We start from the raw sequence: 22,087 nt of genomic DNA, 5'->3' as shown, positions 1-22,087 counted from the left end.
AGCCGAAGTTATGGACAGGGTTTCTCGCTGTCCGTTGTCCATAGCGAACCACCTTGAGGAGCCTTTCGGTCAGGGTCCGCGCCCCGATGGCAGGGCGGTGGCGAGGGTGGAAGTCGCCGATCAACCCCGTCTCGCAGGCACCGGCCGGGGTGGCGCGTCGCACCAGCCCCGCCATGCCATGTTCGGCATAGGTTGCCTGGTTACGGGAGTAGGTGGTGGGGTCGGCTGCCGGTCGGACAGTCGGCGCCTGCTCCGCCTCACCATCGCCGTCAACTCCCGGTCCGCACATGCCATCCGGGCGCGGGCCGGTGACCTCGCGCAGGGTCACACCCCGTCCGGATCACCCATCGCGATCTGATGGAGCGCGTGCAGGTCGAGCAGCACAAGGGGGCCTTTGCGACGCTCGACGAGACGGCTTTCGCGCATCTCCTTGAGCAGTCGAAACACGACCTCGCGCACGGTGCCCGTCGCGTCGGCGATCGTCTGCACGGTGGCGGGGACCACGACGTCCGGGCCCTCCCGCACGGCCAGGTCCAGCAGGTGCCGCGCGAGGCGCTGGCGCAGTGGCCAGATCACGTTCTCCGCCACGAGGGATAGGTTGTCGCGCAGTGAACTCTGGAGCCCCGTGATAGTGGCCTGTGCGACGCTGAGGTCCCGGCTGACGAGTTCGGTGAGCGTGGCGGGCGACAACAACAGCAGCCGTGTGTCGATGAGTGCCTGCGCCGAGGCCTCAATGCGGGCGTTGTCGTTGCTCTCGATCAGGGTGGGAATGCCGAACGCGTCTCCCGGGCCGGCGTACCGGGTGGTGACCTGGCGGCGCTGCGAGGTCACGTACACGCGCAGCATCCCGTCGACAACCAGGCCGGGCTGGCAGGTGCCGACAGGAAACCCGGTAGCAGTGGAGGTAAGCGGCACCGACTCACCGCCGGCGAGGTCGAACTGGATCGCAGTGTCCGCCATCGCCTGCCGTGCCCCGGGTGAGAAGCCGCCGAAGTGGCTGTTCCGCCACGCGTCGGCGACCTCAGGCGAGAAGCGGGCGAAGCTGTCGAGTAGCCCTCGGCCGTTCGGCGCCATGCATCTCTCCTTTCGAGCCGCAGCCCACGCTGGGTGGGCTGCAGGTCTTCGGCGTATTCGCAACGTTACAGGCGGAAGAAGGGCTGGATGTGACCGGCCTGGCTGACCACATCACACGCCTCGACGCGGTTGCCGATCTTGCTCCTATCTTCGTCGCAGTCGATGAGGCGGTGGGGGGAACAGGGGGCCAGGCCTACAAGCCGTAGTTGCCAGTTCGAGGGAATCCGCGGGTGGGGTCGTGTCTGGTCATCAGGCCGGCACCGCGCGCACGGTGGACGGCATGGTGACGGTGACCTTGCCACCCGGGGCGCGGGACGTGCCGGGTATCACGTGCTCCCGAACTGTCAGCGTCTGCGATACGAACGGCGAGTTCGACCTCCAGACCGCTGCCGTGCGGGACGACCCTGGTCACAGTGGCGGCCACAACTTCGGCCTGATCCGTCCGGATGGCGAGCGTGTCGCTTCGGGGGCACCACGACGGTGTCTCTCGCCTGGCCTCGCCCCCGGCGCCGTGTCCACGACGACCTGACCGTGCTCGCCGATGAGGGAGACGACGCCCTTCCAGTCGTCGACCCGCTCGAGTCTTCCGGCAAGGGAATTGTCTCGGGGGCGGTACGGCCGGTCGCGCATCTTGTGCCCCCGCCGTCGGCGAGGAGTGCTCAGAGGGCGTGTTCTACGGTCAAGGGTCCGGTGGTCCGGCGGGGGCGATAGGGCTTCGTGAAAATGGTTCAGACCGCAGTTTCGTTCAGGAGCGGCATGAAGGAACGTTGCCCTTGCGGGACATCCTGTGCATGGGGGTCGAATCTCTCGCAGATGTCTTGTTCTCCGTTTTCGATGTGCGATTAACGCGTGTCACCGAGGCGGCTTAGGGACTGGTCGTCGAGCGCACCGAGACAAGGGGAGCAATGCGCTGAGGCGGTGTACGTGGGGCCGGACAGGTCCGCGAAGGTGCACCCGCCGTCCGTTTTGGTGGTGTGGATGGCGACCATGTTGCGTGCCTCGTCGACGAGAGTGACGCGGGCGTCGTTCACCGGGGTGCCGCCGGTGCCGCACCGTGCCCGTGAGGGACGCGACCGCGCCGGGTACAGCTCCCCTCCCGCGTTGACCAGTGACCCAGGTTACTTCTCACCCGAGCTCGGCGGGCAGACGATGGGCACATGGCCAGCGCGGGACCGTCCGGGTCTCAAAGGTGCAGGTGCGTCAGCGGCCCTCGACTCGAGGAGGGGCCCGCACTTTCGGCTCACCCCGTGCTGGGCGTAACCATAAATCGCGTTCGTAAGTGAAGGCTTTCAGTAACGCTGATGTGCATTGACGCTAGGGAGATTCAAGAATCGTGACTGGACGCCTTGAAGGAAAGATTGCGCTGATCACCGGGACTGGTTCAGGTCTGGGCAGGGCGGCGGCACTTCTCTTCGCGAAGGAAGGTGCCGCAATAGCGGGATGCGACCTCGACGTGAAGGGGGCGGAGGAAACCGCGCGCATGGTCGAGGAACTCGGCGGGAAAATGTTCTCCAAGGCCCCGGTGGACCTCGGTTCGTACGACGAGGTTTCCGCGTGGGTCGAGGAGTCGGTCGCACAGTTCGGCGGTATCGACATCCTCTACAACAACGCCGGCGGCACGAGGACCGGGCCCTTCATGACGGGGTCCATCGACGACTACCGGTTCAACGTCCGCAACGCCCTGGATGTCGTGGTCTTCCCGACCCGGGCGGCATGGCCGCACCTCGTCGCCCGCGGCGGCGGCTCGATCATCAACACCGGCACCATCATGTCGCGCCGGGTCGTCGCGGTCGCGCTGAGCATGAACGGATCCGCCAAGGGCGCGGTCTCGTCGCTCGCGCCGCACCTGGCGATGGAGGGCGGCCCGCACGGTATCCGGGTCAACACCATCGTCCCGGGGCTGATCGACACTCCGCCCACCGGGGGACACATCCGGGACAAGAACAGCTCGATCCAGTGGCAGGTCCGGTCATCGCCGCTCGGCAGGGTCGGGCAGCCCGAGGAGGTGGCTTCGGCCGCGCTGTTCCTCGCCTCGGACGACTCCGCCTACGTCACCGGCACCGAAGTGGTCGTCGACGGCGGCCAGACGATTGGCCTTGGCGTCTTCTTCGGTGAGGAGGAGAACACATCCAAACCCTCCAACAGTGAGATCAACAAGCGGCTGAAGCCCCTTGTGCGGCCGGCGGCCACCGTCGACGTGACAACCCGCGACGGCGTAGCCGACTGCTACGTCTTCACCCCGCGCGGCTCGGACTCCACCTCGTGGCCAGGAGTGCTCATGTACACGGACGTCATGGGTGTGCGCCCTGTGTTCATGGCGATGGCCCAGCGTGTGGCCGACGCGGGCTACACGGTTCTGATGCCCAACCTGACCTACCGGGAAGGCGCACCGCTGGACCCACCGCTGTCGGCCGCCAACCCCGACCACCTGACGACCCTGTTGAACCGGAGCGCGCACCTCACGAGGGACCTACTCGAGAGTGACGCCGAGTTCTACCTGGACGCTCTGGCGAAGCTGCCCACCACACGGCCTGGCAAGGTCGGCTGCGTCGGCTACTGCTTCAGCGGGCCGTTGGCGGTCTGGACCGCCGGACATCTCCCCGAGCAGGTCGCTGCGGTCGCGACCTTCCATGGGCCGCACCTGGCTTCGGGCAAGCCGGAAAGTCCCGCAACCGTCGCCGCCGGCACCAACGCCAGCTACTTCTTCGGCCACGCCGCAGACGACCCGTTCATGCCTTCGGAGGAGATCGCCAAGCTCGATCGGATCCTCACCGACGCTGGTACCGAGTTCACCTCGGAGACGTTCCCGGACACGTTCCACGGGTTCACCGTCCTCGACGCGTCGTATCACGAGGAAGCCTCGGAGCAGCACTACGAGCGGATCGCCGAGCTCATGCGATCGGCTCTCGGCAGCGAGGCGTAGCCGCAACGCCCATGAGGGGACCGGCAGGGGCCTTCTCATCTGAAGCGCGCTGCCCCGCCCATGGCCGACGTCGTGACGGGCTAGCACATGCCTTGTCCGTCACGCCGTCGCCTCAAGACCAGAGATGCGCTCCAGAGCGGGCACCGCATCGACTGGCCGACCGTGTGGTCGGTCGCGCACAAGGCTGACTGTGCCGGCTTCGAGATCCAGCTGCCGCTCGCGCGGTGGGCGAGCATGCGTGGCGAGACCGACTTCTGCGGCGTGAACCTGGAGCCCGTCGCTTGGGCGCGTGCACTGCGACTTCCTAACTCGCCCGGCCCACCCACTGCTGCCCGGCCCCGACGTCCGGGCCTGCGTCGACATCGCTCCTCCTCACGGCCGAGTGCACGGGTACGTCAAGCAGGGCGTCGAGGTGGGTGGTTCAAGGGCTGGCGCACCCTGCATCCGATCCAGTCCACCGTCTCGACTCCGCAGGCCGGCAGGTGATCGTCGCCTGCAGTCGCGTCGGCGCCCACGTCTGGGTCACCGTGCGGACCAGGCACCTTGGATTTATGAAGGCTGGGTTTTGCAAACCTGGGTTGTTAAGCCTAGCTTTAATATATGAGTTCCGCTGAGAGCCGCACCGGCGAGGTGCAGGACGTCCGTGAGACCGCCAACCGCCTACGGATCGCCATCAGCGCGTTCACGCGCCGTTTCCAGGAGGTGGCGAGGATCGGTGATCTGAGCAATCCGCAGCTGACCGCGCTGTCGCGGCTCGATCGGCTCGGCCCGATGACGACCTCGGCCCTGGCCCGGCGAGAGCGGATCACCCCGCAGGCGATGGGGGCGACGATCGCGAGCCTGGAGGCACTGGGCCTGGTCGAGCGCAACCCGGACGCCACGGACGGACGCCGCTCGATCCTGAGCCTCACAGCGGAGGGCCGGACGGCCATCCAATCGGGACGCAACGCCGTGGACGACAAGGTCACGGCCGCTCTCAAGGACTCCTTCACCGACAAGGACATCGAGACCTTGTCCGCCGCAGCCCCGTTGATCGAGCGGCTCGCCGGCCTGCTCTAGCACCAACTAACAGACACCACCGGGAGCTGCCATGCCCGTACCACCTGATGCACACGCCTCCGTCGCCCCGCGCGACACCGAACCCCCGCCGGACCGCCCGTTCTCGTGGCGGTTCACCATGCCCTTGTTCATCGGCTCGGCCCTCAACCCCATCAACAGCTCGCTGATTGCCACCGCCCTGATTCCGATCGCGCACGGCCTGGGCGTGCCGATCGGTCAGACGGCGGTTCTGGTCATCGCCCTTTATCTGGCCAGTGCTGTCGCTCAGCCGACCGCCGGCAAGACCGCCGAGGTCCTCGGGCCGCGCCGCGTGTTCATAGCCGGCATCATCCTGGTGGCCGCCGGCGGCCTGCTCGGCGGATTTGCCCAAAATCTGCTCACGCTGATGGTCAGCCGCATCCTGATCGGCCTGGGCACTTCCTGCGCCTACCCGACCGCCATGCTGCTCATCCAGCGCCGGGCGCGCGACGCGGGCCTGAGCCGACCGCCCGGCGGTGTGCTCGGCGGCCTGCAGATCGCCGGCATCGCCACCGCCTCTCTCGGATTGCCAGTCGGAGGACTCCTGGTCAGCACGCTCGGCTGGCGCTCGGTGTTCTTCGTCAATGTGCCGGTCGCGCTGCTCGCTCTTGTCGCCACCTTGGTCTGGGTCGCGCCCGACGGGCCGCTCGAGCATCGGCCCCGACTGCGTGAGCTGGCCGTTCGCCTGGACGTCGGTGGCATCGCCGGCTTTGCCGCGGCAATGACCTCGCTCTTGCTGTTCCTTTTCTTCCTGCCCACCGCGCACTGGTTCCTGCTGGGCATCTCCGTCGCGTTGTGGATCGTCCTGGTGTGGTGGCAGCTGCGCGCGCCGGTGCCTTTCCTCGATGTCCGGATGCTCGCCGCCAACAAGCCGCTCTCCCGTACCTACCTGCGTTACGGGCTGACCTTGCTGTGTCAGTACGTGGTCCTGTACGGCATCACCCAGTGGGCTTCGGGCGTACGGGGACTCAGCGAATCCCAGGCCGGTCTGCTGTTGCTTCCCATGACGCTGGTCTCCGGACTGATCATTGCGCCGGTTTCCCGACGCAACCTCGTTCGCGGCCCCGTCATCGCCGCAGCGACCGTCTGCCTGATCGGCGCGGCCGGGGTGCTGGCGCTGAGCGCCTCGGTCTGGATCGGCTGGGTCGTGATCATCACGATCGTCTTCGGGCTGGCGGTGGGATTCGCCGCCGCGGGCAATCAGACCGCCCTGTACGCCCAGGCCCCACCCGAGCAACTCGGCACTGCCTCCGGCCTGTTGCGCACCTTCGGATACTTCGGCTCGATCGCCTCCTCGGCCATCATCGGACTCGTCTTCCACACCAGTGTCAGCGACTCCGGTATCCACCTCATCGCCTGGATCATGATCGGCGTCAGCCTGGTCCTGCTCCTGGTCTCTGTCGTGGACCGCACCATTCCCCGGAGGGCATCCGCGTAGACGCATACCTCTGTGCGTCAAGCTGTTGACACCGAGTCGGCCGCCTCCTTGGCCAGGACGGCCGGACGCCTGCGATTCGAATGGATCCTGCCAGGCCACGGTGGCCGTTGCCGCCTGACCGTGAACGAGATGTCCCAGCGGCTGCGAGCCCTGACAGAACGCACGCGGCTGCCAGGGCCGAGGCCGACCGACTTCACGGCCGTCCGCTGATGAGGGACCGGCCCAACCGACAACCGCGTGCGCGCAGCATCACGCCCGACATAGCCAGCTCGGCATGCAACGCGCCCGAACAGCCCCACCCCTGCGTACTACAACAAGGACCTGTCGTGACGATCCTCGGAACCCTTCTGAAGAACAAGCGCGCCGGCGAAGCCAATCTGGCCTGGAACCTCCCCGCCATGGCTGGCCCCGAGGTGCTGGGCCTTCACAGCGCCAACTTCGCACACGAGAGCGTCATCCCTAAAGCTCACGTCGGTAAGCGCGCCGGCGGCGAGAACCGCTCTCCTGCTTTGGCCTGGAACGACACACCTGAAGGCACCGCCGAACTGTTGCTGGTCGTCGAGGACATCGACTCTCCCACCCGCACCCCGTTCGTCCACTGTGCTGCCCTACTCGAACCCGATCTCGTCACGTTGCCCACCGGAGCTCTGAACGCCGCAGGCAGTCCGGTCCAGGGAGTGCGGGTACTTCGCTCAACAATGGGCCGCGGCTACATGGGCCCCGAACCGATCAAGGGACATGGCGTGCACCGGTACGTCTTCCAACTGTTCGCCCTGCCCACCGCCATCACCTCGGCGGTAGGCGGCGCAACGCTGGACACAGCCAAGCCCCGAACGGTGCTCGCCACCGTGAGGGGCCCGGTCCTGGCCCGCGGCCGCCTCGACGGTCTCTACACACGGTGACATTGAACCGGCGGAGCAACAGCCACGCCAGAACCTTTCATACGTCGGGTTCAAGTCCACACTGCCCACACCGTGGAAGCAGTCAACGAAACGGCCCGGCCTGGCTCGGCAGCTATCGGCCGACCCCCTCGGTGTGGCACCCGACTTTTGTAGGTGGCCTTGTACGGGTCATTGCGCGTGACCTTGTACGCGGACAGAGGGACTGCCAGAAACCTAAATCTCTTGCCCGTGAGTACTGCTGGACTCCAACATCGACATCAGCGACGGTCACCCTGACGGCCGCCGCTTCCCGATCGATCCAGAGGGGAGGTGCCGCTCGCAATGACGTCCGTGCCTTTGCCTCCAGCTTCGCTGCCGTTGACGGAATTGACCGTCGGTGCCGCCATAGACGCCGCAGCGGAACGCTGGCCCGGCGGCTGCGGATGGGTGTTCGAGGATCAGCGTGTCACCTTCGACGAGATGCGCTCTCTGACCGCCAGGGCGGCGGGCGGACTCAGCGCCTACGGCATCGGCAAGGGCGACGTGATCGCGCTGTGAACGCCGAATCCGCTGGAATGGGCGGTGACCGTGTTCGCGGCCTACCAGCTCGGCGCCGTGGTCGTGTCGATCAACGCACGGTTCAAGGGCTTACTCACCCACCCGCTCTCGCACAGCGAGGCCAAGGTTCGTCATCCAGCCGAGCTTCCTCAACATCGACTTCGAGACCATCCTCTCCAACGCCGCGGCCGATCTCCAGGTCGGCGCGGACGGTTCGGTGACCACAGCCGCCTTCCCCTCGTTGCGCCGCCTCGTCTCCGTGTCACCCGGGCGGCTCCCGGCAACGGCATGGCAGACGCTGCTCGACAGCGAGCACGCCTCCACCGAAGAGGTGGAAGCACTTTTGCTGGAGCATCAGGAAATTCACCGGCGTGCTCAACGCCCGGATGGGCGAGGTGGTCCTCACGGACGTCGAATGAACTCGCGGCAGCTCATTGACCGCTGAGGAGATAGTCGGCCATCACCTTCAGGGCCTCGACAAGCAACCCGCTCGCGCAACCGAGTTGACGCGCGGGCACCCGCGCCGCCCGCCATCTCGAACTGGAGACACAACAGTGACATTTCTCGACTTCCCCGACGCGCGCATCGCCTACGACAGCCATGGGGACAAGCGACCGGCCATCATCTTCGTGCATGGCAGCTTCTGCAACCGTTCCGACTTTGACGCGCAGGCACGCGGGCTGAGCGATCGGTTCACCGTGATCGCCGTGGATCAGCGCTGTCATGGCGAATCCTCAGGCGAGTATGCGGACTTCAGCATCGACCAGTCGGCGCGTGACATCGAGGACCTCATCGAGACGCTCGAGCTCGGAGATGTCGTTGTGGCCGGTCATAGCCTCGGTTCCCGCGTTGCGCTGCAGATAGCTGCAGACCGGCCGGATCGCACGCTCGGTGTCGTTCTCCTCGACGGGGGCAGGAGGGCCGATCGTACCGACAAGCCTGCTGCTCTTGCGGACGAGCAGTTCAAGGGCTTCCTGCGAGACACCTTCGCAGCCTTGCACAGCGACCTGGACGCGAAAGGCCGCGCCAAGATGCTCGCGGAAATCGATCACACGCCTGCCCCGGAGCTTGTGAGCTACGGTCAGGCCATCGAGCACTGGGACATCAACGAGTACGACACTGCGATCGACCGCATTGGGCCGACCGTTCCCGTCCTCGCCCTGCAGGCGACCTACGTCGACGCCACAACCCCAATGCGTCATGTTCGCAGCGACGAGACCTCCACGCCATACCTGGACGACCTTGCCGGTCGTATCGCGAACTTCCGATCCGTCCTCGTTCGCGATGCCGGGCACTTCATCATGGACGAGGCAGAGGCGGTCGTGAACGACTCGATCGCAGAGTTCGTCACCAAGGTCGCGATTCGCTCGGCGGGCGCAGAACGATGACGCCCACCTGTTGGTAGTTGTTGTTGCTGGTAGTGCTTCGGTTCGGCGGGACCAGGCTGACGGGCACGGGCACGGGCACGGACACGAGACCGAAGCTGATGTGGCCCTTCCAGAGAGGCATGACGGCCGCCCTCCCTTGTGAGCTGCGGTTTCCCTCAGGCTAGGAGCGCTCCGGTGCTCCCGCACCCGGTGGCCCCGGGGCGCGCGAGCAGGACGGCCGCGTGTCCTTCGGCGGCCAGGTGGGGCAGGGCGGCGGTGATGGCGGTGTGCTGGCGCACCGCCCGCATCGGCCCCTCCCAGCCGGACGACGACCTCGCGGGCGTGCCGTTCGGCATCAGTGATCGCCTCTGTGAGCACCTCGGCGGCCCACTCGGTGATGAACGGATCCGCCCGCAGGTAGGGCGCGTAGGAGGTCTGCGCGGTGTTGGTCAGCCGTGCGGACGGCAGATGCCCGCCCACGCGCTTGGCCGTGCGGGCCTCGACCGTCTTCTTCATGCGGGTCAGCATCATCTCCAGCGGTGCCCCGTCGTCGGCGACCAAGCCGTGGCGCTGCGCCCACGCGCCGAGCTTGAGCTTGCGGGCCAGCTCGGCGTCGAACAGGCCGGTGTGTCCGCCGGTGGCGGCATGCCGGACGGCGCTGCGGCCGTTGCCTGCCCAGATCGACCACACCGAGGAGGTGCCCGAGAACGCCCGGCTGCGGGCCATCATCCGGTGCAGCATCAGGTAGAAACTCCCCATCGCCTTCAGCTGCCGGGGCCGGATCCGGATCGACGCTCCAGTGCATCGTGCTGCGGGAGTTGGCCTTGCCCCGGCGCCGCTTGGTCAGCGTCATCACCGCCACCGCCCGTTTCTCCACCACCCGGTGCGTGGCGGGCAGTTCCTTCAAGGTCTCCGGGTTGCGGCCGCTCAGGCCAGCCGCGTACCACAGCAGCGGGGCGAGGTCCTGGTCGACCACGAACAGCTGCCTCGCCAGGGCGTAGCAGGCCAACGGGAAGCCGCCCACCGGCAGTCCTCGATAGTCCACCTGGACCCGGCCGGTGCGCGCCATCATCTCCAGCCGCGCCCCTTGATCTCGCTCGGCGGCGGCCAAGTCTCGGGCTCGGTGAGGAACTGCTCCAGCAGCCGCTCGCCCCCTGCGAGCCGGTCGCGGATTGCGACCACGTCCGAGCGGGCGGCGGCCATGACCGCCTGGAACTCGCGGTCGGAATACCCGGGGCGTCCGGCCTGCTGAGCATTGACGCCGTGACCACGTTGCCCGAGGTAGTCCGTCAGCCGCCCGTCGAGCCGGCCCTGGTCAGGCAGGGCGCGCACGATCCGCAGCAGATCCTGCAAGGACCTGCGGGCGGACTGGCCACCGCGGCGGCCGGTACCGCTCCCTCACCGAAGGCCGCCGCCGGCTTCCGGCGCCGCCGCAGCGCGGCTGGTCCTCGGCGCGCAGTCCTGGGGTGCGCCGGGCGATGGCGATTGCCGGGGGCCAAGAGTCGGCGCCTGACCTGGAATCCGGTCTACGCGCACGGCACCGAGCGCAGCGCGCGATCGCCTCGGCGACAGCGACGACGCGCTCATCGGTGCCGCCCGCGCCCAGATGCTCGCCTTCCTGGCACTGCGCTCGCGTCGCCCGCGTCTCCCCGCTGTACGCCTACCTCGGCGCACACCCCGTGACACCCCGGCATCCCGGCTCCCACCGCGCAGCTGCGCACCGTGCCCGTCCCCGCCGACCGCGCGAGTCGTACGTCGAGCGGCGTGCCGGGCTGGAGAACCTGTTCACCCGGTACGGTCTGACTGCGAGTCGCCAGGCCCCGCGGTCCTGGGCAGTGTCGACCTCGATCTCCGCAGAAGGCCCAGCAGCGATCGGCAGGCCCACTCGGTCATCTTCATGCCCAGCCGGTAGCCGGCGGCATTCTTAAAGAAGCTGCCCGACCTGTGGGTCCTCCACGAGACGGAGGAGCTGTACTGGCTGATCGAGGCCAAGGGCGGCGACGTTGGACTCAGAAGACTCCGCGAGGGGTGGGCGCAGCTGGCGGCCGGCAGCAAGGCCCTCGGCGCGTACGGGCACTGCACCGTCCTGGTCGGGGCGTCCGTACGGCCTGACGATGACCTCTTCCTCACGGTCGACCACGAACTGCACCGAGGCAGGCGCCACTCGCCCCTGCCGGATCCGATGCCGACGACGAGGCAGCTGGCTTGGGCAACCTTGAGGGTAGGAGTTCATCGGTGTGGGCTGGACGGTCTGCTTGCTACAGGCCGGTGGTGGTCCCCTGTGTCGCTCAGCGATCACCGTCCTCGCTGTTGTGGCCACTCGGAGGGGGCCGCCTCCGAAGAAGACCACGGAGTCGCTGGAAGACGCCGATCCACGTAGTGAAAAACCGCTCGACGTCGCTGGCCAGTCTTTCGCCCATCACGAGCACAAGAGTGATGAGCCCAACCACCGCCAACACCAACAAGGTGAGGCCGTCCACTGGTGTACCTCTCGAAACTACGGGCGTCAGGCGCCCGTAGCCGAACAGCTCAGGCGGCAAGCACGCACATGTGGGAAAGAACCGGCAGATCAGCCAGTCCTCCCGGTGCCCGCGGTACCCGAGGCGCAGATAGGCCGATCACCCCGCATGGTGAGGACTCATGTGGTGGTGCGTGAGAACCCAACTCATAGCGGCCTGAGGCAAGATGCTCGGAGAGCAGGTTTACTGCGACGAGCCAAAACAGCGAGACGGCCTCGTTGGCCGCCGCCAACTCGTCGGGAGCTGGCACGGGGCCGGCTCCCCAGATCGTCGTCGAACGACTCACTGGCGTTGTGATCGACGGAAGCCGAGTGTCCTTCTCGGCGGAAGAGAGAAGACGCTGGGCGAGATCAGCAGTTGCCCGCTGATCCTGCGCCTCGTCAAGAATCGCCTTCGCGTCCCTGAGGACCAGGGCCCTGCGCAGCAGCGCGCCCAGCGATTGGGACTTTCCTGACCCAGCTGGGAACTCCACGATCCCGTGGCGGATGAGCTTGCCATGCAGCTGAATTGCGGCGAGCTGCAAGTTCCGCAACGTGGCCCGAGGGCTCGCCCCCGGGATGGGCCCCAACTGAACTAGCAGATCGACATCAGCGAGAGGCTTGATAGATGTCGCGCGCGCGTACGACCCACGGACGTGAGGCGTGGCTTCTGCGGCATCGGACATAGCGCGCAGTCTAGGGGCTGGTCTTCCCGTGCGCGCACGTTTCGGGGTCGCACGTGCAGTGCGATCACGGGGCAGGGTGCGTGGGATCGGCTGAAACTCTCGTCCATCGATCTTCGTGCGCTGCACCATCGCGGCATCGGAGGCTGAGCGTGACGTCTGGGCTGGTCATCATTGCTCCCCGTGGCTGACTAGACGCGCTGCTAGGAGACTGTCCATGGGGAAGGCTGCATCACGTCTGACGCACTCGAAAGAGTGAACAGGCTGACCGGCCCCTTTCAGGTTGGTGGCTGATTGGCCACCGGTACTGAGATTTGGCCACCGAATCACCGTGGGTCAGCGGTAATCGACAGGGTCCGATCGCGTGGCTGGTTCGAAGAGGGCGATCTCCTCAGTCAGAGTCTCCCGCAACTCCCGCTCGGAGATCGGCATGACCACAGCCTGGAGCAGTGGGTCGTCGGGCTGCCCGAGAGCGATGTCCACGGCGCGCTTGACGCGCGCCAGCGTGTCCAAGCCGGCCCAGCCCTCAGGCTCGTCGAGCCTCAGCGCGCACAGGGCCATGCCGTAGCGGACGATCTCTCGGCCGTCCATGACGTCAAGTCGGCGGGCGCGCTCGGCCCGCGCCATGACCTGGGCCACGATGGCGGTCTGGAGCTCCAACTGCCACAAGGAGAGGGTCAGTGGCCGGGCCGGACCGAGCTCGTCCTCAGTCGTCGAAGCCGTGCACACCGCGTTGACGAGCCGGTGCCCGAGCTCCGCCAGGTCGGTGGAGTGGGGCACGGTGATAGTGAGGGTCGCGGGAAGCAGCGTCCAGCGGGGATCGTGGGGATCGATCTCAGGAGTCACGTCGCCGAGCTTACGAGGCTTGGGAGCCCTCAGAACGGCGAACCGAGACGACGCCCAATGAGCGGGTCGCGGACCTGCGAAATCTCACGACTGCTTCATAAGTGCAGCCGATATGAAGCGGGGCAATGAGACTGTGCAGCCGAATTTGAGATCCCGCACCGAGGTGTGTTCTCAACTTCCGTGTCATGCAGCGACGCGATGGCCTGCACATTTTGGGACAGTCTCACGCCGTGGCGTCTGAGTACTGTCTCAGCTTTGTGTCATTTCCTAAGCGGCGAAACAGTACTGTTTCCTCACTCCTGGTCCGCCTCGTTCGTTGAGTCCGCAAGCAGAGTGAATTGCCGGGTGATTGGACGCCCGGCTCGGACTACGGACACGAGTCGCGCGGCGCCCGTTTTCGGGCCTGACCGTTGGGCCGACGGGCGCTGCGCGGCATCGTTACAAGCGGGAGAGTGTATTTAGGTCTGTGGCGAGACCGGTGTTGTCGGTGCCGATCTTGCGGTAGACAGAGGAGAGGAGTCGCTTCACACCCTGTTCGGTGATGCGCAGTTGCTTTGCGACCACCGCTGCTGGGTGGCCTTGGGCCGTCATTTCGGCAACGCGTCGTTCATGAGCGGTGAGTGTGTCACTCTGCACGTGGCGCAGCGGCCGCAGTCCGGCTGCCGAGAGTTCCTCTCTGGCGTGGTCGGCCAGTGCCTCGGCGCCACAGTGGACAGCTGCTTCCAGGCCCTGGTAGAGGCGGTCTGCGGCTTCTTGTGGCTGGCCGTTCCGGTACAGGGCGGCGCCGTATCCGACCAGGGCCCGGGCAAGCTCGTACGAGGCAGGAGACCGTTCCAGGTGGTCGACGGCCTCGGCGTACAGGTCGAGTGCTGCCCGTCCGCCGGTCACTTCGGCCTCGGTGTGGAGTGCCTGGCCGATCGCGGAGGCCGCACCGAAGTGCCGGGCCCGTTGGACGGCCTCCCGGGCGAGGCGGACCGCCCGGTCGGGAGCGGTGGAGGCGAGAGCGGACGCCAGGTGCAACTGCCAGGGGCACCAGGCCGGGTTGCGCCAGTTCCGGGACTCCAGCCAGTCCCCGACGTCGGACAGGAGGCACTCTGCCTCGGACAGCCGCCCCTCGGCCAGGAGCAGTTCGGCGTACACCGTGCGGGGCTCCGGGTAGATGACGGCATTCGGAACCACCTCGCCGTAGTGGTAGGAATTGGCGAGCTCACGCGCGTTCGCCGTCCGCCCGAGGGCGACAAGGGTCTGGATGAGGATGCCGATGGCGAACCACTGGGCGGGCACCGCGCCTTCCACCCGGTCTGCAGTGCGTAGGCCCTCCCGTACCAGTGCCTCTGCTTCGGTAAGACAGCCGCGACGGTAGAGGATGTAGGCCAAGAGGGTCTGTCCGACAGCCAGGTGGGAGCCGCGCCAGCCTTTGGCCTCGCACTCGGCCATCCCCTCGGCGAACAGCTCCTCGGCCCGTCGTGGCTGGTCGCAATACATGAAGACGAGGGCGACGGAAACGGGTACCTCGAAGCCCCAATTCTCATCAGTCCAGCTCAGTCCGCCGCGCAGGGAATCCTCCGCATACGAGAGGACGGATTGCCGTGGCTCGCCACGCATCATGGCGTCCCAGGCTCGCAGGCCCAGGATGTACCGCTCCTCCAGGCCGCGGCCGGTCAGGCGCTCGGCCAGCCGCGCCAGCCGGCGTGAGCGGGCGGGCGAGTCGGGCTCGTCGATGCGGAGCGCGCTCCATACGAAGTGATCGGCCTGCATACGCAGCCGGATGCGTGGGTTGGTCGCCTGTCGTGCCTCGTCGGCGGCCAGCGCCGCCGCCTCGGCTACCTGGTCGGTGTGGGCCAGCGCCTGCGTCAGCCGATGGACAATGGAGGCCCTCAGATCGGGGTCAACTCCGGGTTCTGACAGAGCTGCCCGGAGATGACTGACTGTGGCCCTGGGATCGATCAGGGAGGTCGAGCAGGCCAGTTCGTGGAGGATCGCCGCACGGTTCTCCGGGAGGGGCGGCTCCAGCAGCGCCCGGCTCAGGACTCGGCGAGCGGCCTCCGGCGCCCCCGCGCGAAGGTACTCCCGCGCGGCATCCCGCAGACATTCGACTACTTCGGGCCTGCCCTCGCAGGGCACCTCCAGCAGATGCTGGGCAGCGGCGGTGGGACCGAACCCCGTAGCGAGGGCGGCTTCAGCCGCGAAATTGTGCATAGCGACTCGCAAGGCCGTGGGAATGGCCCGGTAGATCGTCGAGGCGATCAGCGGATGTACGAACTCCAGGCCACCGCCCTGTCCGGGGGTGTCTGCCAGGATTCGTGCGGCGCGCAGTGCCCCGATGGCATCGGCAGCCTCCTCGCTATTGATAACCGCGAGGGTAGCCGCGAGATCCGGCGAGATGGGGGTGCCCAGAACGGCGGCGGCCCACGCGAAGCGGACAGTCGCCGCACCGAGCCCTTGCAGTCGCTCGATCAGCCCGCGGCCCCTGATTGCCGAGGCTAGTTCCCGCACCACGGGCAACTCATCGTGCATGCCTGCTACTTGACGTTCGCCGAGCCGAATGGCGAGTTCAACGACCTCGTACGGGCTCCCTCCGGTCACCATCCAGCATTCCTTGCAGAACACGTCTGCGGCTCCCTCGCTCACCTTCTCCCTGATGATTCGTGCCACGCCGGACGGCGTGAGTGGTTTCAGGGCGTAGGGACGGTTCCTGTGACGCTCCATGAGCGCGCGGAAAGTGGTGGCCTCGGCCGGCAGTTCGTCCGGCCGGTAGGCGAAGACGATCAGCAGCGGGAGATTTTCGGCTCGTGGGGCGAAGGAAGCGATCCAGTTCAGAGACTCGACGTCGGCCCAGTGCATGTCGTCCAAGAGCAGGACGACGGGCGCGTTCCTGACCGTGAGGCGTGTCATGACCCAGTCGAGGCCGTCGCGCACGCCGGTCGGGTCCGGTGCCCGAGCGGGCTCTGGTGCCTTGAGTCCGAGTGCGGCGGCGACGATGTCGTACCAACCACAGAGGAAGGCACGGCGCTCCGCCTCGTCCATCGCTGCCAAGGCGGGCTGCACCAGTTGACGCACCACGTGGAACGCGAACGCCTGCTCCTTCTCGCCGCCCTTGCCCGAGAGCACCGTGAACCCGTGTGCCGCGGCTTGGGCGCGCACTTCCGCGATGAGCGCCGTCTTGCCCAGTCCGGCCGGGCCGGTGAAGGCGAGCAGTCCGGTGCGCCGCGGTCGTCGCACGCCGTCGGTGGTTCTGCCCAGCTCCGCCAATGCTTCGTCGATTGCGTAAAATTCCTCGTGGCGCTCCAGCAACAAGTCGTCCCGGGCCATCGGTTGCCGCAGCTCATGCGCCATATGCCCTGCCGCTTCATGTAGCTGATCCTCGGAAAACGGCGCCGACTGCTCGCATTGCTCCTGGAGGAACGGCCTCTCCTCGGCCATCCACTTCCTAAACTCATTCAAGCCTTCAGTAGCACTCTGCGTCGAAACCTGCGCATCCACTACGCGGTCGAGTTGCTTGAGGAGGGCGTCAGCCCTGACGGACATGCTTGATCGAGACGGGAGGTTGGGCACGTCCGACCAGTCCTGGGCGTTCCTCATCCTGCTGCCTCCTCTCCTGGATCGTCGTCGTCCCTCCACTCAGATGGGAAGACGACCTCGTCCCCCAGTTCCGCGACCAGCGTGTTCCGCGCGTTCCTCAGATGGACCCGTACGGTGCTCGGAGCGATGTCCAAGTGTGCGCCGATCTCACGGTTGGTCCACTCGCCCTGCCACTTCATGAGTGCCACCCGTCGTTGAGCACAAGGCATGCTGTCGATGACCTTCCAGCACTTCTGCAAAAGGAGATTGGAGATCGCCGTCCGTGGCGTATCCAGGTCGGTCACCATGTCCTGGCCGCTGACGCTGTCTACAAAGCGTCTGGCTGCTCCCCACTGGTCGAATACCTTGTTCTTCAGCACTCGGTACAGCCACGCCCGCTGAAGGCGCTCGGTACGGGTACGCAAGGTGCCCCACTGCAGGGCAGCGGCCTTGAATGTCTCCTGAACCAGGTCGTGAGCCATGTGACGATCGCTACCGAGCAACCGGTCCGCGAACTTGACCATGCCACCGCGGAACTGCATGTACAGGGCCGCAATCTCATCCTGGTGCCTCGGCGGGATTCGGGGCGTCATGAGTCCCGCTCCAGAAGCGGCACTGCCCCGACTCCGACCTGAATGCACATTTTCGGGCCCCCCATGCCGCCCTCCTGGGTCACTACGGTGCCGGGCGGCGCCTGCGTGGTGATGGCCAGCAGGGTCTTGCGGCGCGACCTCTCCGAAAGGAATTTCACCACTCCAACGATGAGTAAGACGCAGCAGGCAGACTGCCACGGCAACACGTGCCGCACGAAGGCTGCCTCCTCAAACCCCTGCACCAGGGCTGTGATGGCGTTCATGCCTGTTCATCTCTCGCCCCACCCGAAGTGTTTAGCCGCCGTCAACGGCTATGGTCAACGCGCTACGGCAGGGTTCACCCCGGGATGCAAGGAAATTCGAACACCCGCATCGATTTAGACAGTGAGTCCGCACATCTGACCGACAGTCGCAGTGGCTGGTGCTGCTGCACGTCTACGGCACCATAGTTTTCCGTCTCAATACCGCTTCATATGTCCTGCTGATATGCAGTCAGGCCTGAGACTGTGAAGTGAAATCTGGGACCCTGCAAGGCGGTAATCCATCAGTTCGCCGGGGGCAGACAGGAAACATCACGGAAAGACTGGCCAACGGGCGCGAGGGCATGTCAACGTAGACGACCTTGCAAGAAGCCCCAGGTCAGAGAGGTGATTGCCCGTGACCGTAGCCCCTGCGGGCCCCGGTTTCTCCACCACCGTCGAAGCCCTGCGACCGCGGCAGTGGCAGCTCGGCCCCGGTCAGCCGACCCTGGTCATGGACCAGTTCTCCGCCGAGGACTTCCACCTGATCGTCGATGATCGCGCGGATGTGCACGTCAGCTCCAAGGACGGCCGGTTCTACCTCGGATGGTTCCCGCTCGGCCGCCCCGGCACGGACGGCGAGGGATGGAAGATCGCTGTCACCGGAACCGCCAAGGTCCGCGGCTACCACCTGTCCTTCGACACCGAGACGCCGGCCGACATCGTCGCCGCCACCGTAGCGCGCGTGCTGGAGACCTCACGCCGCCTCTGACAGCGCGGACACCGACACGTAGTCCCCCCCCTGTGAGCGCTGGCCGTACCGAAGGCCAGCCCGTCCCGTTCCACTGCCCCGTTTTCCCCGCACCCCAGGAGGCTGTTCGTGACGTCCCCGGAGATGACCGTCGGTGATCTCATCGACCTGTTGTCCGGCTGCGACCGGAGTACACCGGTCCGCCAGGCCATGAACCCGTTCTTCCCGATGGCGCACCGCTTGGCGCAGGTCCTGCAGTCGGTCGACGAGACTGGCCGGACCGTCGTATACCTCGCCGAAGGGCGTGACGAGGACGCACAGCTCGGCCACCTTCCGCCGGAGGTCGCCATCAAGCTGACGTGGCAGGGCCCGGTCCAGGCGCCCCCGCGCCGCCCCCGCCGCCGCGCCGGCGGCAACTAGACCCGCACCGAGCCCTTGGAGGCGCCCTGCAGCCCGACTCCCCGCCCGACTTGTCCACCCCGCGCGGCGGCCAACCCGCGTTCTGGGTCGGCCCCCGGCACCTGGCCGGTGACGACGGACGCCTCTACGACGTCGTCGCCGACGCGCTCGCCGGCCTGGGCTGGACGAGCCTGACGATCGTCCGCGGACGGCACGAGCCGGACGAGGCACCGGAGGACCGCCAAGTCCTGCGCAGCACCGTCCTGCACGTCAGTCCCGACGCCTTGCGCTGGGCCCAGTGGGGCCTGGCGGACGAGCCGTTCCACCTGGGCGAGCTGCCGATCGCTTGGCAGATCTCCGCCCGAGCCGAGGCGAGCAGCCCGCTCGCCCAGTGGTCGGCCTACTTCACCCGTGACGTCCCCGGCGAGGCGGTGGTCGACTTCCTCATCGCGCTCGACGCAAGCGACCAGCCTGCCGTGCCGCTCGCCGGAGCCGAACTGGTCCTTGACGCTGTCGCCGCCCACGGATGGTTCCGCGACATCGACCAGCCCGAGGCGGCGGCGACAGACCCGACGTTTACCTCGCACATCTGCCTCGGCGAGGTCCCGCCCCTCATCCAGGACGCCGACCCGCGGGCCCTGTCCGCCGAGGATGACGAGACGGGACCGGCCGGATGGCAGGCGTGGGCCGAGCCCGCGCTCGGCGCACCGTGTCTGTGGGCGGCATCGTTCGCAGCCAGCGTCCCGCACGATCTCGTCGCCGCCTTCGCCGCCTCCCTCAGCTCGACCGCACCGGTCCTGCGGCGGGTACTGCCCGAGGCCACCCAGGAGCGCCTCCTGCGCGCGCCGGCCATGTAACGTCCCGCGCACAACTCTCGACGATCGCAGTCCGGCACCCTCTCAGTTGGGGGTGCCGGACCTTCTTGCTTCTCGGGTGAAGTGGCCGATCGGTCTTCGATGCCCAGGAAGAATTGCCGCCCGTTGATGTTGACGGTCCGTTCACGCCGCAAGCGCACGGCTGCCCTCGCGGCGCAGTGGCAGGCATTTCAGCAGCACTGAAGCTCCGGGCAGGGGCAACTCCTCCAGGTGACGCGGGTCTACCAGCACGGCCGCCGTGGCTCCAAAGCTGTCGTGACCTGGTGCGACACCGGGCGGCAGCAGGACGCCTGGTTCTGGAACTATCACGTTCCCGCAGGCGCGTACCTGCTCGTGAACGCCTCCAGCGGCTACGGGCCGCACAGTCATAACCCGAACATGCTCTACGTCCAGCCCGGCCAGGTCCGAGCCTGGGTACCAGGCCAAGCCGCTCGCGCCGCTCAACGCGTCAGCCAGTAACGCACTGCTGCCCCCGACCTGCGGTGGTCGGAGGCAGCAGCGTGACGTGCACGCAGGTCAGCTTGTTGCCCTGGCCTTGGCGAGGGCCTTGTCGAGGTGGCGGTCGACCAGAGCCGGGGAGCCGGAGACGACCAGCAGCAGGTTGCCGTCGCGGATCGCGGTCTGCTTGACCACGGTGCTCCGTCCCTCGGCGATGAACGTCAGGAGCTGGATCCACTGCTCGTCACCGCCGGCGTGGGGTGCGGGCAGCTTCTGCGAGGTCACGTCGACCGGGGTGCCGCCCGCGACGACCTGATAGGTCGGGCAGCCGGTCATGGCGTCGAAGATCCGGTCGATGCCGTCGGAGAGCTTCTTCGCGCTGTCGCTGTACAGCTCCTCGGAGATCTCCGAGGAGCTGCCGCCGTAGGTGAAGTCCGCCTTCGCCTTGTGCGGGAAGGCGAGCGTGCCGCCAGTCGCCGCGTCGCCGCCCAGCTCGCTCAGGGCCGGGCAGCCGGTGACAGTGACGTCGTCGTGCTGGGCCGGACGCTCCGGCTTGGGAAGGTAGCCGCTGCCGAGGTCGCGCGGGTCGAGCAGGCGGGGTGGTGGCGACGCGAACGCGCATGACGGAACTGACCCCTTGGTGCTAGGCGACGGGTGGTCAGTGCGGGCCCGCGGGCCCGGTGGGGTCGTAGGAGTGGTGGTCAGTGCCCGAGGTGGCGCAGGCAGTCCTCGAACGTGGCGTGTGTCGCGTCCGCCGGTCCGGAGTGCCGGTTGTACCAGGCGGTGTCGATGCGGGTCTCCTGCTGCTGGTGTCCGGCCCGGCAGCGCAGCCAGATCTCACCGCGGGTGGAGAGGATGAGCCAGTCCCGGTATGCGCCGCACTCGGTGCAGGCGGCCATCTCGCCGTCGAGGACGAGGGGCTGCTTCCACGGCATCATCTTGCCTTCGACCTGGTCGTGGCTCGGCACCCGCAGTTCCGGCGGGAGGAAGTCGTCCACGATGACGGCCGGCTCGGCGGACTCCGGCTCAGGCGCCGGCACTCCGAAGCCGGGCGGGACCTGGCCCTGCAGCTGCGCGTACAGCTCGGCGCACTGTTTCTGAGCTTCGCTCTGCTCCTTGGCCCTGCGGCGTATCCGGTGAAACACCCTGGCGTCCTCCTCTACCTCGGCACCTCGTCCTGCGCGCTTCATGATCGTGCCCCACGCCCGGCGGTTTCAATTCACGAAGTTCACAGTTACGTTGCGCGAGGTCACTAGCCTCAACAGCGGGATCTTTGGGGATGGGGACGTGACATGGACGCTGCGGTAGTCGGATTCGTCGGGGCGATCGGCGCGGCAGCCCTTGGTGCCGTCGGAGGCTGGGGCGCGGCGCGCATAGCCGTCAAAGGGGCTACGTACCAGGCGGACAAGCAGGCATCGAGCAGCTGCGAACTGTGGCTTCGGCAGGTGCGACGCGATGTCTACCGAGCCTTTTCTGCATCCGGCTCGCGCCCTAGCGGATGAAGTGGGTGCGTTCGCGTTGCGTGGCTGCACAGATGCGTCGGTAACTGACGAGGAGCGAAGCGAAGCCAGAGAGCGCTTCATGAACGGGATTCAGCACCTTGAGAGGAAGAGCTTGGACATGGCGGTGGAGGGAGCATCCGACGTGACTGCCGTTGCCCAGAGTGTGGTGGCCGACATGAAGGCACTGAGTAGAGTGCTCACGAGCACGATGGCTCGGGGAGGGAACGGGTTCCCGGAGGCGACGAGGCTGTATCAGCGACTCGACGCACTGACCGAGAAGGCCGGCCACATCCAAGGAGACGCTTCCCTCCGGTAACCCGGCCCTACCGTTTGCGTTAGAGACGCCTTCCTCGTACGTCCGCTACGACTGGGACGTCCCACGAGG

Annotated in this window: 21 protein-coding genes and 1 pseudogene; 12 read left to right on the top strand and 10 right to left on the bottom strand. The window is 67.0% G+C overall.

What is annotated here, in order from left to right; all coding sequences use genetic code 11:
• Positions 1-324: 324 nt before the first annotated feature.
• Positions 325-1,074 carry a Crp/Fnr family transcriptional regulator gene (locus OO68_RS36470; protein WP_033313667.1) on the bottom strand — a complete coding sequence of 250 codons (750 nt, stop codon included), beginning with the start codon at positions 1,072-1,074 and terminating at the stop codon, positions 325-327.
• 1,333 nt (positions 1,075-2,407) lie between these two features.
• Here OO68_RS36470 and OO68_RS44795 point away from each other — a divergent pair.
• The 7 genes and pseudogenes from OO68_RS44795 to OO68_RS43260 all read left to right on the top strand — a co-directional run bounded on the left by OO68_RS44795 (position 2,408) and on the right by OO68_RS43260 (position 9,339).
• Positions 2,408-3,997 (top strand): SDR family oxidoreductase, encoded by a 1,590-nt coding sequence (locus tag OO68_RS44795; protein ID WP_078625680.1) that lies wholly within the window; start codon positions 2,408-2,410, stop codon positions 3,995-3,997.
• A 600-nt stretch (positions 3,998-4,597) separates the two neighbouring features.
• Complete coding sequence (locus OO68_RS36450; protein WP_063739355.1) at positions 4,598-5,056, top strand: MarR family winged helix-turn-helix transcriptional regulator; 459 nt, start codon at positions 4,598-4,600, stop codon at positions 5,054-5,056.
• Between the two features lie 118 nt (positions 5,057-5,174).
• Complete coding sequence (locus tag OO68_RS36445) at positions 5,175-6,512, top strand: MFS transporter (RefSeq protein ID WP_245237329.1); 1,338 nt, start codon at positions 5,175-5,177, stop codon at positions 6,510-6,512.
• Between the two features lie 33 nt (positions 6,513-6,545).
• Positions 6,546-6,722: pseudogene (locus OO68_RS48010) on the top strand (MBL fold metallo-hydrolase); the annotation flags it as partial.
• A 116-nt stretch (positions 6,723-6,838) separates the two neighbouring features.
• Complete coding sequence (locus OO68_RS36440) at positions 6,839-7,414, top strand: YbhB/YbcL family Raf kinase inhibitor-like protein (protein ID WP_033313663.1); 576 nt, start codon at positions 6,839-6,841, stop codon at positions 7,412-7,414.
• 357 nt (positions 7,415-7,771) lie between these two features.
• A complete protein-coding gene (locus tag OO68_RS46495; protein WP_157852802.1) occupies positions 7,772-7,951 on the top strand; it encodes a hypothetical protein in 180 nt (59 codons plus the stop codon).
• Positions 7,952-8,505: 554 nt separating this feature from the next.
• Positions 8,506-9,339: an alpha/beta fold hydrolase gene (locus OO68_RS43260; RefSeq protein WP_051814934.1), complete on the top strand. Its 834-nt coding sequence runs from the start codon at positions 8,506-8,508 to the stop codon at positions 9,337-9,339.
• A 155-nt stretch (positions 9,340-9,494) separates the two neighbouring features.
• Here OO68_RS43260 and OO68_RS36430 read toward each other — a convergent pair whose 3' ends face one another.
• Positions 9,495-9,674, bottom strand: a complete 180-nt coding sequence (locus OO68_RS36430; protein WP_033313662.1) for a hypothetical protein — start codon at positions 9,672-9,674, stop codon at positions 9,495-9,497.
• Positions 9,675-9,832: 158 nt separating this feature from the next.
• On the opposite strand from OO68_RS36430, the gene OO68_RS36425 reads away from it, so the two are divergent.
• Positions 9,833-10,066: a hypothetical protein gene (locus OO68_RS36425; RefSeq protein ID WP_157852801.1), complete on the top strand. Its 234-nt coding sequence runs from the start codon at positions 9,833-9,835 to the stop codon at positions 10,064-10,066.
• A 320-nt stretch (positions 10,067-10,386) separates the two neighbouring features.
• On the opposite strand, the gene OO68_RS36415 is transcribed toward OO68_RS36425, so the two are convergent.
• From OO68_RS36415 to OO68_RS36385, 6 genes are all read right to left on the bottom strand, one after another.
• A complete protein-coding gene (locus OO68_RS36415) occupies positions 10,387-10,650 on the bottom strand; it encodes a hypothetical protein (RefSeq protein ID WP_157852800.1) in 264 nt (87 codons plus the stop codon).
• Between the two features lie 1,197 nt (positions 10,651-11,847).
• Positions 11,848-12,360 carry a hypothetical protein gene (locus OO68_RS46490; protein ID WP_157852799.1) on the bottom strand — a complete coding sequence of 171 codons (513 nt, stop codon included), beginning with the start codon at positions 12,358-12,360 and terminating at the stop codon, positions 11,848-11,850.
• A 474-nt stretch (positions 12,361-12,834) separates the two neighbouring features.
• Positions 12,835-13,344, bottom strand: a complete 510-nt coding sequence (locus tag OO68_RS36400; protein WP_033313655.1) for a hypothetical protein — start codon at positions 13,342-13,344, stop codon at positions 12,835-12,837.
• A gap of 438 nt (positions 13,345-13,782) precedes the next feature.
• A complete protein-coding gene (locus tag OO68_RS36395) occupies positions 13,783-16,680 on the bottom strand; it encodes an ATP-binding protein (RefSeq protein WP_033313747.1) in 2,898 nt (965 codons plus the stop codon).
• A gap of 242 nt (positions 16,681-16,922) precedes the next feature.
• On the bottom strand, positions 16,923-17,498 hold the full coding sequence (locus OO68_RS36390) for an RNA polymerase sigma factor (protein ID WP_033313654.1): 576 nt from the start codon (positions 17,496-17,498) through the stop codon (positions 16,923-16,925).
• Positions 17,495-17,761, bottom strand: a complete 267-nt coding sequence (locus tag OO68_RS36385) for a hypothetical protein (RefSeq protein ID WP_033313653.1) — start codon at positions 17,759-17,761, stop codon at positions 17,495-17,497. The genes OO68_RS36390 and OO68_RS36385 overlap by 4 nt, the downstream gene beginning before the upstream one ends.
• Positions 17,762-18,155: 394 nt before the next feature.
• Between OO68_RS36385 and OO68_RS36380 the strand changes: the two genes are divergently transcribed.
• The 3 genes from OO68_RS36380 to OO68_RS36370 all read left to right on the top strand — a co-directional run bounded on the left by OO68_RS36380 (position 18,156) and on the right by OO68_RS36370 (position 19,744).
• Entirely contained in the window at positions 18,156-18,509 is a 354-nt protein-coding gene (locus tag OO68_RS36380; protein WP_033313652.1) for an SPDY domain-containing protein, read from the top strand.
• 108 nt (positions 18,510-18,617) lie between these two features.
• On the top strand, positions 18,618-18,908 hold the full coding sequence (locus tag OO68_RS36375; protein ID WP_033313651.1) for a hypothetical protein: 291 nt from the start codon (positions 18,618-18,620) through the stop codon (positions 18,906-18,908).
• Between the two features lie 50 nt (positions 18,909-18,958).
• The gene (locus OO68_RS36370; RefSeq protein ID WP_245237326.1) at positions 18,959-19,744 is read left to right on the top strand and encodes an SPDY domain-containing protein; all 786 of its coding nucleotides are present in this window, start codon (positions 18,959-18,961) and stop codon (positions 19,742-19,744) included.
• 534 nt (positions 19,745-20,278) lie between these two features.
• On the opposite strand, the gene OO68_RS36365 is transcribed toward OO68_RS36370, so the two are convergent.
• Complete coding sequence (locus tag OO68_RS36365) at positions 20,279-20,926, bottom strand: hypothetical protein (RefSeq protein WP_051814933.1); 648 nt, start codon at positions 20,924-20,926, stop codon at positions 20,279-20,281.
• On the bottom strand, positions 20,902-21,345 hold the full coding sequence (locus tag OO68_RS36360; protein WP_033313649.1) for a hypothetical protein: 444 nt from the start codon (positions 21,343-21,345) through the stop codon (positions 20,902-20,904). Before OO68_RS36360 ends, OO68_RS36365 begins: the two co-directional genes overlap by 25 nt.
• A gap of 310 nt (positions 21,346-21,655) precedes the next feature.
• Between OO68_RS36360 and OO68_RS36355 the strand changes: the two genes are divergently transcribed.
• Positions 21,656-22,018 carry a hypothetical protein gene (locus tag OO68_RS36355; RefSeq protein WP_157852798.1) on the top strand — a complete coding sequence of 121 codons (363 nt, stop codon included), beginning with the start codon at positions 21,656-21,658 and terminating at the stop codon, positions 22,016-22,018.
• Positions 22,019-22,087: the final 69 nt, after the last annotated feature.

The sequence above is a fragment of the Streptomyces iakyrus genome, from assembly GCF_000717055.1.
GTDB classification, from domain to species: Bacteria; Actinomycetota; Actinomycetes; order Streptomycetales; family Streptomycetaceae; genus Streptomyces; species Streptomyces iakyrus.
This window is presented reverse-complemented; position numbering and strand designations above follow the sequence as displayed.

Excerpts from the sequence above, each read along its gene's own strand:
- OO68_RS36470 (WP_033313667.1), bottom strand. The coding sequence starts at position 1,074 with ATGGCGCCGAACGGCCGAGGGCTACTCGACAGCTTCGCCCGCTTCTCG.
- OO68_RS36355 (WP_157852798.1), top strand. The coding sequence starts at position 21,656 with ATGTCTACCGAGCCTTTTCTGCATCCGGCTCGCGCCCTAGCGGATGAA.
- OO68_RS36450 (WP_063739355.1), top strand. The coding sequence starts at position 4,598 with ATGAGTTCCGCTGAGAGCCGCACCGGCGAGGTGCAGGACGTCCGTGAG.
- OO68_RS36385 (WP_033313653.1), bottom strand. The coding sequence starts at position 17,761 with ATGAACGCCATCACAGCCCTGGTGCAGGGGTTTGAGGAGGCAGCCTTC.
- OO68_RS36425 (WP_157852801.1), top strand. The coding sequence starts at position 9,833 with ATGCGGGTCAGCATCATCTCCAGCGGTGCCCCGTCGTCGGCGACCAAG.
- OO68_RS36395 (WP_033313747.1), bottom strand. The coding sequence starts at position 16,680 with ATGGCGCATGAGCTGCGGCAACCGATGGCCCGGGACGACTTGTTGCTG.
- OO68_RS36445 (WP_245237329.1), top strand. The coding sequence starts at position 5,175 with ATGCCCTTGTTCATCGGCTCGGCCCTCAACCCCATCAACAGCTCGCTG.
- OO68_RS36390 (WP_033313654.1), bottom strand. The coding sequence starts at position 17,498 with ATGACGCCCCGAATCCCGCCGAGGCACCAGGATGAGATTGCGGCCCTG.
- OO68_RS36430 (WP_033313662.1), bottom strand. The coding sequence starts at position 9,674 with ATGCCGAACGGCACGCCCGCGAGGTCGTCGTCCGGCTGGGAGGGGCCG.